This is a genomic window from Coleofasciculus sp. LEGE 07092, assembly GCF_015207375.1.
GTDB lineage: Bacteria > Cyanobacteriota > Cyanobacteriia > Cyanobacteriales > Coleofasciculaceae > LEGE-07092.
The window spans coordinates 1-14,230 of record NZ_JADEWY010000081.1 but is presented as its reverse complement, the minus strand read 5'-3'; the positions used below and the strand labels follow the sequence as shown (position 1 = coordinate 14,230).

The following is a 14,230-nucleotide window of genomic DNA, read 5'->3' as shown; positions in this document are numbered from 1 at the left end:
TGTAAAGAGTGAGCAAAATAATACCGTAACTCCACCACTCCATTGCCAGAGAAAAGAGATTCTATTTGGGATGGTATAGTAGGAAACTCCGGTTCGCTGCCCAAAAAAGCAAATAAGCAAGATGCTTCTATGACTCCCGTGTATTTCTAGAGCTGCACAATTGGGATACACGTTGGCTAGGGTAGTGATTGAAACCTATTAGGATTAAAGGAATGGCAAAGGTTCCGACTCAAGAAGAAATCCAAAAACTTATGTAGAATAGAAATCCGAAGTTGAGAAAATCGCACCAGTGATGGCGTTCAAGTACCCAGATATTGCCACTCAAGCTATATCTAGCATCTTAGCCGAAAAGCGTTCTTCCTATAACCGAAGTGTCGATCTCAGTGATGTTCAGGAACCGATTACTAGCGCTCCTCCAGAAGTTCGCTGCATTATCGAGCGGGTACTCCAAGCGGAAAAAGATAAACTCTATATGAAAAATCCGCGAAATATCAATGATGACATCCTGAGAATTGTCAAGGAAGAAATCCAATGAAGCTGATATCAATCCGGCTTTGTAACTTTCGTCAATTTTATGGCAAAACACCAGAAATTTTTCTGGCGAGTGGAGAACGCAACATTACTGTGATTCATGGCAACAACGGTGCAGGAAAAACGACCCTATTGAATGCGTTTACTTGGGTACTGTACGAGAAATTTAGTGCGGCGTTTTCCTCAGAAGAGCAACTAGTGAATAAACGGGCAATTAGCGAAGCTAGACTCCAAGAATTTGTAGAATGTTGGGTAGAAATTCGGTTTGAGCATTCTAGCAAGCGCTATCAGGCAAAGCGCTTATGCCGTGCTTACAAAACAGAAGCCGGAATCGAACAGGGAAAGAGCGAACTTTACCTGCAAATTTCTGGAGATGACGGGCGCTGGCTACTTCCACAACAACTGCCAGAAGATATCATTGGGCGAATTTTGCCAGCCAGCTTGCATCAATACTTCTTTTTTGATGGGGAACGAATTGAGCAAATTGTGCGATATGATAAGAAATCAGAAATTGCAGAAGCGACGAAAACCTTGCTAGGTGTTGAGGTTTTAAATCGTTCTATCAAGCATTTGAAGGAAGCCAAGAAAAGCCTGGAAGCGGAGTTAGCGTTGATTGGCGATTCTCAAACTAAAAAACTACTGCAAGAGCAGAAGCAACTTGAAAAAAAGAGTCAGCGTTTATCACATCGTCAACAGGAAATCGATCGAGAATTAGCGAACCAAGACGAGTTAAAGCGGACGATGGGCGAGCGCTTGTTAGAATTGGGTGGAGCAAAAGAGTTGCAACAGTTGCGGGATGAGTTGGAGGCGCAAGAAAAGCTTGTTCGAGAAACGCTCAAACAAGGACAAGATACTCTGAAGCGGGCAGTATCCACACGGGGCTATACCGTCTTACTTTCCCAAACAACGGCACAATTCCGGGTAATCGTTGACGATTTGCGCTCTACGGGAGAATTACCAGTTGGTATTAAGCAACAATTTGTCGGCGATTTGCTCAAATCCCAGTGTTGCATCTGCGGTGCAGACTTGATTGAAGGAACTCATGCTCATCAAAAAGTAGCAGCTTGGATGGATAAAGCGGGAATGGCTGATGTGGAAGAAACGGCAATTCGCCTGGGTGTCCAAGTGGATGAAATTGACAGACAATCATCTGAATTTTGGCAAGAAATCGATCGACAGCAGGCAATTTTGGCTCAGGGAAGAACCGAGCTGTCGCGCATTGAAACCCAACTTGACGACATTAAAAAAAAGTTAAGAACTTTTCCCAATGAAGATATTAATCAGTTGCAAAAAAGATTAGATGAAATAGAAGAAAAAATTAGGAATTTGACCTTAGAAAAAGGAGCTAATCAACAGCAAATCGAGCAACTATCAGCAGATATTGATGTTAAAGCTAATCAAATTGCCAAGCATAAAATGAATGAAAACAAACAAGCCTTAGCCCAGGGACGTATTACTGCTGCTCAAGATGCCGTGGAGCGGCTAATTGAAGTAAAAACACGACTGGACAACCAGTTTCGCAAGTCCCTAGAGAAAAAGATACAGGAAATATTCACCTCTATTTCCTTCACTCCCTACCTACCAAAATTGAGTGAGAAATACGAGGTTACATTAGCAGACAATACCACCGGACAAGAAACCATCGTTGCTGCTTCCACTGGCGAAAATCAAATTCTGAGTTTATCCTTTATTGGTGGTATTATTGAACGGGTACGGGAGTGGATTCAAGACCATACCCTGATGGGACCTGATAGCAGCACTTTCCCAATGGTGATGGATTCTCCCTTTGGGAGTTTGGATGAAATCTATCGTCGGCAGATTGCCAAAATACTTCCTCAGTTAGCTAATCAACTTGTAGTTTTAGTAACGAAAACCCAATGGCGCGGAGAAGTAGCCCAGGAGATGGAAAATTATATCGGTAGAGAATACGTTCTCACCTACAACTCTCCCAAACCTGACTGCGAGCAAGATTTTATTGAACTTGTTGGGATGGGTTATGATTTGATACGACCCAGCCCTAACGAGTTTGAGTATACGGAAATTGTAGAAGTAGAGTACGAATTCTGAACGGAGTTTAATCAAGAGGGAGCAACGTTACACTTCCAACAAATAAGGGAAAAGATTGACATGAGGTACAGTCCTACTCCCTACTCCCCACTCCCTGCTTTCATCAGGCTGTACCTCACCAGATAGAGAAACGCGATAATATAGCAAAGCTTATCGCCTTCTAGCTGTTTCTAAAATAACCTTATTCGGGCAGAGAACAGGTATTCGCAACACCCCTAGGCAATCCATCATCCGGCACCGTCCACTCAGTTAAATCAGTAGTACACTGAATAACCCCTCTAGACCCTTTTTGGACTCGCAAAAGGTCTCCATAGAAAAGCCTTTCCCCCTCCTTCATTGGACGCCAAGAGGAACTTTCCTCTCTTTTTAATTCCACAGTCCCCTTAACTTCAATCGTTCGAGCCAGAATCAGTCTTGATTGAGGTATTCCAACTCCAGCATTTAACGTTGCCACTATCAAACTTACAATTATAGGAACAGATAATTTAGGTTTCATTGCCGATATCTATAAACTTCTAAGCGTTTAAGAGCTAAACCAATCCAAGCATCCTCATCTGGATCTCGCTGATTGGCATATTGGAGACAATGTTCCCATTCTGTCTGGGGATTTTGCTGTTCTCTTGGCAATTTCTCTAGAGCTTGTGCCAACAGGCAATGAGCGGGTGCTTGATTGGGAAAAAGCTGAATCGCCTCTATCAGTAAATGTTTAGCCTCAATATAACGGTCTTGCTTTAGTCGCGCCCAACCAAAATTTTTCTTGATAGCATACATCGTCTCTTTGTCCGTTTTGACAGCCTCTAAGCTCATGGCTCGTCTGAGCAAAGCAATTGCTTTAGAGTAATCCGCTTCTGAACCGTTGATAATATATAATCGAGCCAAGCGGTTGTAGGCTTTGTAAGACTCTCCTTCTACTCTTCCTTTTACAGCAATTTGATACTGGTCAATAACCTGATTTAACTCTTGCAAGTCTTCGTAAAGCACTCCTAGTTTATAGTGAGCTTCGCTATCGTCTGGATCGATTTTGATGGCTCGGCTGTAAAATCGTTCGGCACTGGCTAGTTGAGAGCTATACTCTACACGGGAGTTATAGGCTTCATCCCCAAGGTATTTGTAGTACTCAGCAAAGGTCGGTAATTGTGACTGAATGAAGATGGGAACTAGTAATAGAAGCAATGAGAGAGTACAAATCGCTTCATCCCAAAAATGTTCGGGAATTTTTAGAGTATTGAGAATATGTTCAACGCCTTTTCGTCCAGGTTTGGTCAATGCTCCCCCAGCCGTTAGCAGTGTCATCACGCTTTGAGCAATAATACCGAGAGTTCCCAATTGACTAGGGTTTCCACTCAAAAAGCGATTGGCAATATCGATGGTTATACTGGCAGAGGCAGTTAAAAAGACAAGAGATAGCCAAATCCACAGCCAATCATAGCGCTCATACCACGGCATTGGCTTGGATGATGTTAGCAACCACCACCAATCTCTTTCGGAGGGTTCGATAATCTCTCGTAACTTAGCTAAGTTGCTCGTGTGACTAATTGAATCAGCCTGCTTTTTGAGACGGGTATCTAATTGATGGACTTTAGCAATTAAACGTCCTGGCTTAAATTGAGTATTGTTTGCAAGCAGAGCTTGAACTTCATCACGAGCAACAAGAACCTCCAAAATTTGTTCAACGGCTAATTTATTATCTGCTTTTTCAATGGTAGCGATCGCATTTTCATACCGTTCAACAGCACTCTCTAAGCGATTATCAGTCATTAGCTTGAATGTCAACCCTATTTAACAAATAGGATAAGGGGACAAGGGAACCTCACAGAACATCCATGTGCTGCCAACTGCTGCAATCTTAATCTAGACAGATAGGGCAGACCTCTTTTAGGATGGCAGTTATTTTCCCCATATCGCTTCAACCCCCAGATGTAGTTCCAACAAAAAGCGCCCCCCTTTCGGAGAGCGCTTTTGTTTGTTGTAGTAGAGACGTTGTATACAGCGTCTCTACCAGATTAAGGATTAACCATTGATGACTGGAGCAGTCAGAGCAACAGGAGTAGCTTCCGTTACCGCCAAATCGAGAGGGAAGTTGTGAGCGTTGCGCTCGTGCATCACTTCAAAGCCCAGGTTAGCGCGGTTGAGCACATCAGCCCAGGTATTGATAACGCGACCTTGAGAATCGAGAATGGATTGGTTGAAGTTGAAACCGTTCAGGTTGAACGCCATGGTGCTGATTCCCAGAGCGGTGAACCAGATACCAACCACGGGCCAAGCACCCAACAAGAAGTGCAGAGAACGGCTGTTGTTGAAGGAAGCGTATTGGAAGATTAACCGACCGAAGTAGCCGTGAGCTGCAACGATGTTGTAGGTTTCTTCTTCTTGACCGAACTTGTAACCGTAGTTTTGAGATTCGGTTTCGGTGGTTTCACGCACCAGAGAGCTGGTGACTAGAGAACCGTGCATAGCAGAGAACAAGGAACCGCCGAAGACGCCAGCCACACCGAGCATGTGGAAGGGGTGCATCAGGATGTTGTGCTCAGCTTGGAACACGAACATGAAGTTGAAGGTTCCAGAGATGCCTAGAGGCATACCATCGGAGAAAGAACCTTGACCGATGGGGTAAATCAAGAACACGGCGCTAGCAGCAGCAACAGGAGCGCTGTAAGCTACGCAGATCCAGGGGCGCATACCGAGACGGTAGGAAAGTTCCCACTCACGACCCATGTAGGCGAAGACGCCGATGAGGAAGTGGAAAATCACCAACTGGTAAGGACCACCGTTGTACAACCACTCATCTAAGGAAGCAGCTTCCCAGATGGGGTAGAAGTGCAAGCCGATAGCGTTAGAAGAAGGAACAACTGCTCCACTGATGATGTTGTTGCCATACATCAGGCTTCCAGCAACAGGTTCGCGGATACCATCGATGTCCACAGGAGGAGCAGCGATGAAAGCGATGATGAAGCAAGTGGTGGCGGTTAAGAGAGTAGGAATCATCAGTACACCGAACCAGCCCACATAGAGGCGGTTTTCAGTGGAGGTGACCCACTCGCAGAACCGATCCCAAACGGAGGCGGTTTCGCGGCGTTGTAATGTAGTTGTCATGGTTCAGATAATTGCTTGAACTTTTTTAAGGTTCGGCAGAAATTTAGTTTTTTTCCACCTATGAATTAGATTAAAGCATCCTTTGCCTTTTGTAAATAGATTTGAAAATTTTTGCTTTTGTTTTTACATATTAGTTTACATAAAAATTAAGAAGTATTAAGTTACAATTTACGCACCCATGCCTGCAAAAGACGCTACTCGCAGGGGATTGGTTAAGCAAGCAAACAGACTCAATCCATTTTTTATGAAGTTAGGTAAAGAAAAGGAGGGCTACTGTATCAAAGTCAAACGTCCTTTTTTTTACATTTATTTACATAAATTCATTAATTCCTCTCCCTTGCTATCAATTGGCAAATCAATCCAAACAGCAGGAAATTTTGTGAGCGCCAGATTGAGTTGTCTCTCCTGTCTGAAGTCTCGCGGAACTAAGAATCCCAATCAACGGCAGAATCCCCCGCTATACAGCTTGCAGTTAGCGGGGGAGTATCTCAAAGAAACTGTTTCAAGTTGGGATCGTCTTGTAGGGTTTTGAGAACCTGCTTGATCTCCTGGGTGCGGTCTTTTTTGACGATGAGTGTAGCATTGCGATCGCGTACTACGACCACATCTTCTAAACCAATCGTCACAATAACTTCATCCTTATCAGTGGCGTAAATAACCGAGCCTTGGGTATCCTTGCCGACATGAGTTGCCAGTTCTACATTAGGGGCGTCTCCTTTTTGCAAGCGTTCCAAAGCGTTCCAGTCTCCCAAATCGTCCCAGCCAAAGGCGGCGGGTAAAACGTAAGCAAGCTGTGTTTTTTCCATTAAGGCATAGTCAATACTTTTTTTAGGCATTTGGGAATAAGCTGCTACGCCGCTTTGTTGCAGAGGAATGATAATTTCTGGTGCGTAGGTGTTCAGTTCAGCCAAAACTACTCCAGCCCGAAAAATGAACATCCCGCTATTCCAGCTATAGTTACCTGTTGCTAGAAAAGCTTCAGCCGTTTCTCGGTCGGGCTTTTCGGTAAATCGGTTGACGCGATATACAGGCAGTTTGCCAAATGTCCCCGTTTGTTGCCCTTGTTCGATGTATCCATATCCTGTAGAGGGGTAGTCTGGAGCGATTCCCAAGGTGACAATGGCGGCTTGTGCGATCGCTAACTCGGTGGCAGCGGCGATCGTTTCTTGAAAGGCGTGCTGATCGGCAATCCAGTGATCGGCAGGAAAAAAGCCCACTACAGCATCATCCCCATACTTTTGGGCAATTTCCAGGGTTGCCCACGCCACGGCTGGTGCTGTGTCGCGTCCCTCTGGTTCTGCCAGCACGTTTTCTGGGGGGAGTTGGGGAAGCTGCTCTTGAACACCATCTGCCAATTGCGCTGAAGTGATAACCCACACGTTCTGCCAACCCCCAGCGAGCTGGTTTAGACGGTCTGCCGTTGCCTGTAGTAGGCTTTTATCACTACCATCTAAACTTAAAAACTGCTTAGGGCGGTGCTTGCGGCTTAGGGGCCAAAAACGTTCCCCTTTGCCGCCAGCCAGAATTACGGGTATTAAGGATTTATCCATAGTTCAGGTAGCTTGCATCGTTTTCTGCTACATCGTAGCCTTAGTGCTGATGTAGAGACGCTGTATGCAACATCTCTTTCCGGATTGGTTTTTCTCACAACCGAAGATTAATTCGGAATCGATGAAGGTAACGTTATAATCCTGCATGAGATTTAGAGAATGTAAAACTACTAGCGCTAGCTACAGTGGTATGAGGGTGAAAAAACGTGTCCAACAGTTCCCCCATGGGTTTGGGATTTCCATCATCGAATGACTCTGGCTCCGAACAGGCAAATCGCAATCCTGATGTTGTGGATGATGCTGAAATGCCTGTAGAGCAAGAGTCTGATTCAAGTCGAAACAAATCAGCGGGTGGTCGCTGTATGCGTTGGTTTCTCTGGAGTGCTGCTTTTATCTTGACGGCAACAATTTCTGCCACACTGGGCGCAACCGTGGCATTACTAACGCCATTTTCACCCCTAATCGTGCCTCAAAGCTCTAAGGGAGAGGCATGGCAGAAAGGATTTCAGTATGACCTTGCCCGACCCGTTAACATTCTGGTAATGGGAATTGACCGAGTTCCCGACATTCCCAAAAACTCACCAGAGGTTTTTAGCGGTCGCAGCGATACCATGTTACTGTTGCGGCTAGACCCAACAGAAGACTCCGTGAGGATGCTTTCTATCCCTCGGGATACGCAAGTGGAAATTCCCGGAGTTGGAGTTGCCAAGATTAATGATGCGAATGTAGAGGGGGGGGCGGCGCTAGCGGCGCGGGTTGTTAGCCGTACCCTGAATGATGTGCCGGTTGACCGATACGTGCGGATTACAACCGATGCGTTTCGGGAGTTGGTAGACTTAGTGGGTGGGATTGAGGTCTTTGTTCCCTACCCGATGCAATATACAGATGTCACTCAGAATTTGGAAATCGATTTAGAACCGGGGTGGCAGACCTTGAATGGAGACCAAGCCGAACAGTTTGCTCGATTTCGCAAAGACCAATACGGAGATATTGGGCGGGTGCAGCGGCAGCAAACTCTTCTGAAAGCACTGAGGAAACGGTTGGTTAGTCCTACCGTGTTGCCGCGTTTGCCTCAAGTGATTCGAGTGATGCAGCAGTATGTAGACACTAATCTCAGTCTAGAGGAAATGCTGGCATTGGTAGGCTTTGGTTTGGGTCTGGATGGGAACGATTTTAAGATGGTACTTTTGCCGGGGCGATTCAGCAATCCGGGAGAATATATTGCCAGCTACTGGATTATGAATCCAGCAGGGCGAGATCGGGTAATGCAAGAATATTTCCAGCAAGACCAAACCTGGAGTTCCTCAGATGTTCATCGTTCGCCTTATCGGTTGCATATTGCGATTCAAAATGCGACGGATGACCCAGAACTGGCTCACCGTGTTGCTCGGTATTTACAAGAAAAAGATTTTAATAATGTTTATATAGTCCGCGATTGGCCCGATCCGTTGCGTAAGACTGAGATTATTGTGCAGCAAGGGGATTTGAATGCCGCAGCGCTTCTGAAAAAAATTATGGGAATTGGTAAAGTAGAGGCGTCTTCGACGGGAGATATTGAGTCAGATTTGACGATTCGAGTGGGTGAGGATTGGTTGGAGCGGGAATTTGCTGAACTGGCGGAAGGGGATGGTTAAATGCCAAGTTTTAGTTTTAAAGACATGAAACCTTTTCTAGTACGGGTATTGGAAATTCTGGGAACTCTCGCTTTGGCATGGCTCTGGGTTTTGTTAAGTGCGACTGCGGCTTATGGTGCCTAGCGGGGGAGCGGGGCAGGCAAGATGCCTACCCTACCAGGAAAATTTTTATGGGATGGGTGTCCCACCTGTCCTGGATGCAATTTTCTAGCAATTCTGTCTACCATTAACAAATACGTCAGCTTGAGTGCAGCTACCGATTTACTGGGAAATAGAAATACATATCCATTTTATGTAGAGGTGCATAGCTATATACCTCTATAGAGGATAGCCTATTGCCCCCTTTTATTGAACTTGGATAACCGATAAACATGACCCGCATCCCCAATCGGTTCTGGCACTATTCCGCCAAGGTAACAGCACTAACCGTGGTTTATATTGGCACAACCCAACTCGCTGATTCAATGGCTGTAGGGAACGAATCCCTACAGGCTCTAATCCGTGTCGTAGTGGCAACGGCTTTGGTTTTGGTAACTCTTATCACTGAACGTGCTTCAGCCCAAGGGGAGTTGCACGCTAGCGAAGCGGACTATCAGAAACGCCTGGATGAGTTTAAAGAGCAATTTGAAGAGCGAACGACCGCCTTAAGGGGGGCAAATCGGCAACTGCTCGCTGAAGTGGTGGAACACAAACGAGTTGAGCAAGCTTTACGGGATAGTGAGCGGCGATTCCGCGCTATCTTTGATGGGACGTTCCAGTTTATTGGATTACTATCACCCAATGGCACCGTCCTTGAAGCTAACCAGACTGTATTAAATTTTGCAGGTATCCCAGCTTCAGAGGTTGTAGGGCGTCCGTTTTGGGAAACGCGGTGGTGGCAAATTTCCAGCCAAACTCAATATGAACTCAAAAGTGCGATCGCCTCTGCTGCAATGGGTGAGTTTGTCCGTTACGAAGTGGATGTTCTCGGTGCTGGTGAAGCTGTTGCCACCATTGACTTCTTGCTCAAGCCAGTGCGAGATGATCGCTCTGAAGTCGTATTGCTAATTTTTGAAGGACACGACATTACTGATCGCAAGCAAGCCGAAGAGAAACTCCAAAGTTCCCGGCAACGGCTTTCCCTATTAGTTCAGCAAACGCCGTTAGCGGTGATCGAATGGAACATCTATGGTGAAATTGTCGATTGGAATCCAGCGGCGCAGTCAATTTTCGGCTACAGCAAAGCGGAAGCTCTCTCCTATTCACTCAACTTAATCGTACCAGACAGTGCTCTCGAACAGGTTAACTATGTTAAAAGCGAACTCTATTCGGGTCGGGGGGGAACTCGCTCCTGTAACGAAAATCTTACCAAAGACGGTCGAACTATTATTTGTGAGTGGTACAATACAACGCTGATTGACCCTCAGGGGAACTTGCTGGGTGTTGCTTCAATGGCGTTAGATATCACCAAACGCGAACAGGCGCAAGCCGCATTGCGAGAGAGTGAAGAAAGGTTCGCCCTCGCCATTCAAGCCAATGAGGGTGGACTTTTCGATATCAACTTCCAGACGAACTATTACTATTACTCACCTCAATTTCGCAATCTCATCGGTTATCCACCCGACGGAGACTATCCAACCTTTAATGAACTGATTGCCCTCGTCCATCCTGAAGATTTCCCTACCGTTAAAGCGGAAATGGATGCCTTATTTGCGGGGGAACTCTCCCAGTGGAAATTAGAGTTTCGGATGTTCCATGCCGATGGTTCAGCACCATGGATGCTCTCGCGGGGTCTGGTTTTGCGAAATGAACGGGGTAAGATAGTGCGGATGGTCGGTACTCACACCGACATTAGCGATCGCAAACAAGCAGAAGATGCCCTGCGATCGAGTGAGGAACAGTTCCGTCAGCTTGCAGAAAATATCCGCGAAGTTTTCTTCTTAACCAGTCCGACTCTCGACCAGATGTTTTACATCAGCCCCGCTTACGAGGGAGTATGGGGGCGTCCAAGGGAAAACCTGTACGAGCAGCCTAGTTTTTGGTTTGACAGTATGCATCCCTATGATCGCGACCGGGTCGTAGCCGCCTTGACACGACAGCTCCAAGGTCAGCAAGATTTTCAAGAAGAGTACCGGATTCTGCGACCCGATGGGTCACAGCGCTGGGTTTGGGTACGCGCCTTTCGTGTTCTCAACGAAGTGGGTGTGGCTACCCGTCTGGCTGGCATTGCTGAAGATATCACCGAACGTAAGCGATCAGAAGCCGAATTGCGCCGCCAAACCCTGCAAATACAACTGTTTGCAGAAATTACCCTCAAAATCCGCCAATCCTTAGAATTGGATGCCATTCTCCAAACGACTGTCACCGAGGTACGGCGTATCCTCCAAGTAGACCGCGTGATCGTGTATCAGTTACGACCGGATGGATCAGGCACCGTCGTCACTGAAGCCGTTATTGCCGAGTGGCCCGCTATTCTAGGACTGGATATCACCGACCCTTGCTTCGCTGAATCTTACCTGAAACAGTACTCTCAAGGGCGCATTCGTGGTGTCAATGACCTGCTGCAAGCCAACGTTAAACCCTGTCATGTAGAACTGCTGAAATCTTTTGGTGTCAGGGCTAACTTAGTCGTCCCCATCCTTCAGCGAGAAGCCCTTTGGGGTTTGCTCATTGCCCATCAATGTAACGGCTCTAGGCAGTGGCAAGACTTTGAAATTGAACTGTTGCGCCAACTGGCTGACCAAGTTGGAATTGCTCTAGCTCAAAGCCAGATGCTAGAACAGCAAACCCGCACCAACCAAGAATTAGCCGACAAGAATTTTCACTTGGAACAAGCCCGACGGGATGCGGAAGCAGCCAATAGCGCCAAAAGCGAATTTTTAGCCAACATGAGCCACGAACTGCGCACCCCCCTCAATGGTATTCTCGGTTATGCTCAAATCCTTAAGCGAGAACCCCATTTCAATGCCAAGCAACAGCAGGGACTCGATATCATTCAACAGTGCGGCGAACATCTGTTAACCCTACTCAACGATATCTTAGACCTCTCTAAAATTGAAGCTCGGAAAATGGAACTGTGTCTGAGTGATTTTCAGTTCTCCCATTTTCTAGAAGGGATTATTGAAATGGTTCGTATCCGTGCTGACCCCAAAAATATTTCCTTTCAATACGAACCCCTCTCTCCTTTACCTAAAATCGTTCGTGGTGATGAAAAACGGCTACGACAAGTGTTGATCAACCTCCTCGGCAATGCGGTCAAATTTACAGATAGTGGCACGATTACCTTTAAAGTTGGATATGTCACCGAAAATGGGTATGAGAATGAGAGAGATAAGGTTGACAGGGAGGAATTTTCCCCACTCCCCACACGCAAAATGCGATTTCAGGTTGAAGATACCGGCATTGGCATCGCCCCTGAACAGGTAGCCAACATCTTTTTACCCTTCCATCAAATTGAAGATAACACTCATCGAATTGAAGGCACGGGATTAGGTTTGGCAATCAGCCAGCGATTGGTTCAGCTCATGGGTGGTGAACTGAGCGTGGAAAGTAGCCTAAGCAAAGGCAGCATTTTCTATCTGGATTTGGATTTACCGACCGTATCCAAATGGCAGCAGACTGCCGAAATTGACAATCGAGTCATTGTTAGTTTTCGAGGTTGCCTACGCAAAATCTTGGTTGTTGATGATAAGTGGCAAAATCGCTCGATTTTAGCGAATCTGCTGATCCCGTTGGGGTTTGAGGTGATTGAAGCGATTGATGGTCAAGACTGTTTAGAGCGATCGCAACAGGTGCAGCCAGACGCGATTTTGATCGACTTGGTAATGCCAGGAATGGATGGCTTAGAGACGACACGACGACTGCGGCAGATCTCTCAGTTTCAAAATACCGTCGTGCTTGCCACATCCGCTAGCGTTTTCGCTGATAAACAGCAAGAATGTTTGGCAGCAGGATGCAACGGTTTCATTCCCCAACCGGTGCAAGCCGAACATCTGTTTGCCCAATTACAACAACATCTGGGGTTGGAATGGATTTATGAACCTAAGACAAAGGATGAATCCCTAGCGGGTTCCTCGTCAGAGGTTTCACCCGTTCCATCTGAAATGGTGCCGCCGTCGTCAGAAGAAATTGCTATCCTGTACGAATTGGCAATGATGGGTGACATCAAAGGCATCAGTGAACACGCTAGCCAACTGGAAGCGTTAGATCCACAATTCGTGCCATTTGCCAAAAAATTACGTCGGTTAGCTAAAGGTTTTCAGGAAAAACAAATTTTGGAGTTCGTAAAAGAATACATGGCGAACCAGAATAATTGCTGAAGTGGTCAGGGCTAGTATGAATGATTGTTGAAGAGTCGGAAAAAGGAACCCTGCTGATTGTTGATGACAATCCCACTAATTTAGAGGTATTATTTGATTTTTTAACGGATGCCGGTTTTAAGGTCTTAATTGCCAGGGATGGTGAAAGTGCGCTTGAAAAAGTCAATTACGCTCATCCTGACGTAATTTTGTTGGACGTGATCATGCCTGGAATTGACGGATTTGAAACCTGTCGGCGATTGAAGGCGAACCCTTCAACCCACGACATTCCGATCATTTTTATGACGGCACTATCTCAAACAGCAGTGGTAGTCAAGGGGTTTGAACTTGGAGCTGTGGACTACATCACAAAACCAACTCAGCAAGAAATTATTCTGGCTAGGGTTATAACTCACCTCACAATTCAGAAACTGCGGCATAGCCTGCAATCCCAAAACGTGCAGTTGCAGCAGGAAATTCACCAGCGCCAGCAGGCAGAAGCTGACTTACAAAATGCCAACCAACAACTGCGGCGCTTGGCAACCCTAGACGGGTTGACTGAAGTTGCCAATCGGCGTCGATTTGACGAATACTTGAACCAATATTGGCGCATCTCGTGCCGGGAGAAGTGGTGGTTGTCCTTGTTGCTATGCGATGTCGATTTTTTTAAGCTTTACAATGACGCAAAGGGTCATCAATCGGGTGATGAATGTCTGAAAGCTGTGGCACGTTCTCTCAGTTGTGCGGTGAAGCGTCCGGCAGATTTAGTGGCGCGTTATGGTGGCGAAGAGTTTGCTGTAATTTTACCCAATACACCCGGAGATGGAGCCTTGCGTGTGGCAGAACTAATCCAAGCTTCTCTCAAGCAACTATTGCTTCCCCATCCGCGATCGCCCATTAGCGAGTACGTGACACTCAGTTCAGGAGTTGCCAGCGTTATTCCCTCTCGAAAATATTCTCCCGAAGCCCTAATTGCTGCTGCCGATCGCGCCCTTTATCAAGCAAAAGAAGCAGGACGCGATCGCGCTGTTTTGACAAGTGTATAAATCACCAATTTGCTCCCCAGCACCCCCGCTCC

The 14,230-nt window shown here is 46.3% G+C and carries 10 protein-coding genes; 6 read left to right on the top strand and 4 right to left on the bottom strand.

What is annotated here, in order from left to right; all coding sequences use genetic code 11:
- Positions 1–292: 292 nt before the first annotated feature.
- Both IQ257_RS18845 and IQ257_RS18840 read left to right on the top strand, forming a co-directional pair.
- Entirely contained in the window at positions 293–535 is a 243-nt protein-coding gene (locus IQ257_RS18845; protein ID WP_193875415.1) for a hypothetical protein, read from the top strand.
- Positions 532–2,598, top strand: coding sequence for an AAA family ATPase (locus tag IQ257_RS18840; protein ID WP_193875413.1), 2,067 nt, complete (start codon positions 532–534; stop codon positions 2,596–2,598). The genes IQ257_RS18845 and IQ257_RS18840 overlap by 4 nt, the downstream gene beginning before the upstream one ends.
- Positions 2,599–2,779: 181 nt before the next feature.
- Here the strand turns inward: IQ257_RS18840 and IQ257_RS18835 are convergent, their stop codons facing one another.
- The 4 genes from IQ257_RS18835 to IQ257_RS18820 form a co-directional block, all read right to left on the bottom strand.
- Positions 2,780–3,094, bottom strand: coding sequence for a hypothetical protein (locus IQ257_RS18835; RefSeq protein WP_193875411.1), 315 nt, complete (start codon positions 3,092–3,094; stop codon positions 2,780–2,782).
- On the bottom strand, positions 3,091–4,356 hold the full coding sequence (locus tag IQ257_RS18830; protein WP_193875409.1) for a tetratricopeptide repeat protein: 1,266 nt from the start codon (positions 4,354–4,356) through the stop codon (positions 3,091–3,093). Before IQ257_RS18830 ends, IQ257_RS18835 begins: the two co-directional genes overlap by 4 nt.
- Before the next feature lie 252 nt (positions 4,357–4,608).
- A complete protein-coding gene (psbA, locus tag IQ257_RS18825) occupies positions 4,609–5,691 on the bottom strand; it encodes a photosystem II q(b) protein (protein ID WP_193875407.1) in 1,083 nt (360 codons plus the stop codon).
- Positions 5,692–6,179: 488 nt separating this feature from the next.
- Positions 6,180–7,241: a mannose-1-phosphate guanylyltransferase gene (locus IQ257_RS18820; protein WP_193875405.1), complete on the bottom strand. Its 1,062-nt coding sequence runs from the start codon at positions 7,239–7,241 to the stop codon at positions 6,180–6,182.
- Positions 7,242–7,447: 206 nt separating this feature from the next.
- Here IQ257_RS18820 and IQ257_RS18815 point away from each other — a divergent pair, with 206 nt between their 5' ends.
- The 4 genes from IQ257_RS18815 to IQ257_RS18805 all read left to right on the top strand — a co-directional run bounded on the left by IQ257_RS18815 (position 7,448) and on the right by IQ257_RS18805 (position 14,198).
- Entirely contained in the window at positions 7,448–8,875 is a 1,428-nt protein-coding gene (locus IQ257_RS18815) for an LCP family protein (RefSeq protein ID WP_322744394.1), read from the top strand.
- Entirely contained in the window at positions 8,876–8,998 is a 123-nt protein-coding gene (locus IQ257_RS30835; protein WP_265584499.1) for a hypothetical protein, read from the top strand.
- Positions 8,999–9,246: 248 nt separating this feature from the next.
- Positions 9,247–13,173, top strand: coding sequence for a PAS domain S-box protein (locus tag IQ257_RS18810; RefSeq protein ID WP_193875403.1), 3,927 nt, complete (start codon positions 9,247–9,249; stop codon positions 13,171–13,173).
- Between the two features lie 20 nt (positions 13,174–13,193).
- Positions 13,194–14,198 carry a diguanylate cyclase domain-containing protein gene (locus IQ257_RS18805; RefSeq protein ID WP_193875401.1) on the top strand — a complete coding sequence of 335 codons (1,005 nt, stop codon included), beginning with the start codon at positions 13,194–13,196 and terminating at the stop codon, positions 14,196–14,198.
- The last annotated feature ends 32 nt before the right edge of the window (positions 14,199–14,230 follow it).

Excerpts from the sequence above, each read along its gene's own strand:
- IQ257_RS18830 (WP_193875409.1), bottom strand. The coding sequence starts at position 4,356 with ATGACTGATAATCGCTTAGAGAGTGCTGTTGAACGGTATGAAAATGCG.
- IQ257_RS30835 (WP_265584499.1), top strand. The coding sequence starts at position 8,876 with ATGCCAAGTTTTAGTTTTAAAGACATGAAACCTTTTCTAGTACGGGTA.
- IQ257_RS18810 (WP_193875403.1), top strand. The coding sequence starts at position 9,247 with ATGACCCGCATCCCCAATCGGTTCTGGCACTATTCCGCCAAGGTAACA.
- psbA (WP_193875407.1), bottom strand. The coding sequence starts at position 5,691 with ATGACAACTACATTACAACGCCGCGAAACCGCCTCCGTTTGGGATCGG.
- IQ257_RS18845 (WP_193875415.1), top strand. The coding sequence starts at position 293 with ATGGCGTTCAAGTACCCAGATATTGCCACTCAAGCTATATCTAGCATC.
- IQ257_RS18820 (WP_193875405.1), bottom strand. The coding sequence starts at position 7,241 with ATGGATAAATCCTTAATACCCGTAATTCTGGCTGGCGGCAAAGGGGAA.
- IQ257_RS18805 (WP_193875401.1), top strand. The coding sequence starts at position 13,194 with ATGATTGTTGAAGAGTCGGAAAAAGGAACCCTGCTGATTGTTGATGAC.
- IQ257_RS18840 (WP_193875413.1), top strand. The coding sequence starts at position 532 with ATGAAGCTGATATCAATCCGGCTTTGTAACTTTCGTCAATTTTATGGC.
- IQ257_RS18835 (WP_193875411.1), bottom strand. The coding sequence starts at position 3,094 with ATGAAACCTAAATTATCTGTTCCTATAATTGTAAGTTTGATAGTGGCA.